This is a genomic window from Saccharomonospora halophila 8, assembly GCF_000383775.1.
Taxonomy (GTDB): domain Bacteria; phylum Actinomycetota; class Actinomycetes; order Mycobacteriales; family Pseudonocardiaceae; genus Saccharomonospora; species Saccharomonospora halophila.
In genome coordinates, this window is sequence record NZ_KB912493.1 from 27,740 (window position 1) to 30,568 (window position 2,829).

The 2,829-nt window shown below is 69.1% G+C and carries 1 protein-coding gene and 1 pseudogene; both read right to left on the reverse strand.

Annotated features, from left to right (window positions below):
- Positions 1–200: 200 nt before the first annotated feature.
- Positions 201–1,043 (reverse strand): immunity 49 family protein, encoded by an 843-nt coding sequence (locus SACHA_RS0104000; protein WP_019807413.1) that lies wholly within the window; start codon positions 1,041–1,043, stop codon positions 201–203.
- A pseudogene (locus SACHA_RS25950) lies at positions 1,040–2,829 on the reverse strand (hypothetical protein); the annotation flags it as partial. The pseudogene SACHA_RS25950 and the gene SACHA_RS0104000, both read right to left, overlap by 4 nt.

A 2,829-nucleotide genomic window follows, 5' to 3' on the forward strand; every position in this document is an offset into this window, starting at 1 on the left:
AACCGGTCCGGGCGTGCCGTCCGGACCGGTGATGACGAAGTCCGCCTCGACGTGGCGGCCGACGGCGCGGTAGTCGAGCCGCAGCCGCCGCCATCCCGGCGGCGCCGCGGCGGCCATCTCCCCCGCGACAGTGGACACGAACCGGTGCTGCCCAGAGCGCTCCGGGAATCCCGAGGGTGGCCGATTCACACTTCACCCCCTCAGCGCGGGTCCGCGCCGGTGAGGAATCCGGCAGGCAGGTACTCCGACCGGACCTCGACGGGGAGTCCCACGTCACCGGCTATGATCGCCACTCCCATCGGGGCGAGCGCGAGGATACCGCCCGGATCCTGCGTACGGTCGTCGGTGGCCCAGTGTTCCCGGTGCAGGGTGAGGGCCTGCTCCAGCGCGGAGTTGAGCGCCTCCCCGTCCCGGCGCAGGACATGGTAGAACATCTTGATCGAGGGATAGACCAGCCGCAACATCACCTCGGGCGGAGTGACGTGTGCGGCGTCCGGGTCGGTGCCCGCCATCGCCGGGGTGAACATCTCGGGCGGGACCGTCTCCCGGCGCAAGAAAGCCCGCAACGACTCCACCCACGGATACATGTAGTCGTCGTGTACGGCGCCGGAAGCACGCATCAGCTCCAGCGGCAGCCCACACAACCAGCGGACCGTTTCCCGATCGCGCAGGGCGAGCGAGAGCCACAGGGCTGTCAACCAGTTTCCCGCGTTCGCGAGCGAGAACGGCCCGGTCGCGGTGAGCCGCACCGACCGGCCGTCGATCTCCACGGGAATCTCGCCCTCCGCATGTGCTGCCATGGAGAACAACGCCGATAGAGCCTGCTGCGCGGCCCGCAGACCGTGCCAGGTCTCCGGCTCGCCGGCGTCCGGATCGAGCACACAACGGTACTGCGTGGCCTCCAACGCCCACCGGTACACGGTCCGCAGATTGCTCGGGTCCCTGCCGGAATTCTCCACGAGCGGACCCACCCGCGGTGCGAGATCGGCAATCTGGCGACGAGCGAGCTCGGGATCGACCTCGTGCCGGGACACCGTCGTCATCGTCCTCCCCGTTCCGCGCCGGAGGCCGCCGCGCCTCCGAACGGCTTCCGGTAACCGTATCCGTCATACGGACTGTACTCGTAGCCGACATACCGGTGCGGCGTCGTGGACTCGTCCACGACAGGCCGGATCTCGACATAGTCGAGACGCCCGTCGGTTTTCGCGTTCAGCAGTTCCGTGGCGAGATTCCGGTCACCCATGTGATCCGCGATGTCACGGAAGTAGTCGGGGTGGCCCTGCTCAACCGTTCTGGCCTCGTCAGGTAGGTAACGCGAGCCGGTCGTCGCTCCGGGCCCCTTCGCCTCATGGACGATATAATGTGGATCTCCACCATTCCGGTAGTCCACCTTCCATATCTGGTCGAATGTCCCGGGCCCCGGTTTCGCTCCGCTGATCGGGTGCATCGGCTCGATCTCGCCCAGTATCCTGCCCTGCCCGTCCACGGCCTGGAACCGCTGACTCTCCGGAGGATGGTCGGGATGCGCCCGCAGGGTCACGTCGTTCCCGTGGTGTGCGCGCAGTTCGTTGTGCACCTGGTCCCGGACAGCGTGTTCGGCGGCCTTCTCACCGAGCGCCTCGGAGGCGTCGTTCCGGTCGTTGTGCGCCACCGTCCAGGCGTCGGTTTCCTCCTCGGTGGCCCGCAACCGGTGCAGTTTCTGCTCACGATCGCTGATGAGTTCGTCGATCGCCCGGTAGTCCTCCTCCCGCCACTCGCTCGCGTCGGCGTAGCTCTCCGCTTCCTCGGTGGACTCACCCTGCTCACCGCCGTGGGAGCCGGCCGAGTCGTTCCGATCGGCGGTGTGTGCCTCCGCCCGCTCGGGTTCCACCACACGGACACGGGAGCTGTCGTGGTCGGATGGCTCCACGGGTGGGCGATCGCTCTTCGGTTGTGCCACATGGTCGATCCCCTTCTCCTCGTCCCGGATCCGTGGGACGTCCGGACCGTCGTTCTCATCGGGACGTCTGAGGTCGAGCGGTGGGATCTCGTCGGCATTCGGCTTGTTCGGCCGGATGACGAGCTCCAGGTGTCCTTTGGGGCTGCGGCGCTGATAGTAGTTGTCGTCGATCCAGTCCTTGTCCCCGAGCTTCTCCCGCAGGGTCCGTCCGTCCGACTGCGGTCGATCGAGCCACTCGTCCTGTCTCGCGCGTCCCCGTGCCTCAGCTCCGCCCGCGTCCACTCCGGTCTTGTCCGCCTCGGCAGTGTCCGGGGTGAAGCCGTCCCCGCTGCCCCCGGAGGTGACCCCGTCGGGGCGGTGGACGTTCCATCCACCGTTCGGCGGGATCCTCGGCCGCAGGCGTCCGTCCGGGCCCATCTCGTAGTCGGACGAGAAGACCGTGCCGTTCGAGTCGGTCCAGGCGGGCTTGTCCGGGGCCAGCACCTCGGTGTCGAGCGCGCGGGACAGGCGCTGTGCGAAGTCGTTGCTGCCCGCGTCACAGCCGATCAGCCGCACCGGGCCGCCGTCGTAGTCGCCGCTACGGCGCAGGATGTCGGCGAACTCCTCGGGGGTGTAGAGGCGGTCGCCGATGCGGGCGTGGCCGTCCGGGGTGACGTGCACGTCGGCGGTGTAGCGACCCTCCGGATCCGGCTTCACCCGGTGCGGCAGGTCGCCCATCTCCGGGTCGCCCCGGTGGAACGAGGTGCCCGCCGGGGTGCGTTCCGCGTGACGCCGGTGTACCTCCTCCGGGCCCGAGGGGTCGTTCCGGTGCGGTGCGTCCGCACCGGAACCGTCGGACGGGTCGCGTCCCGCCGGGTCCGCGTCCGGCGGCGGGGCGCCGTGCGGGTCGG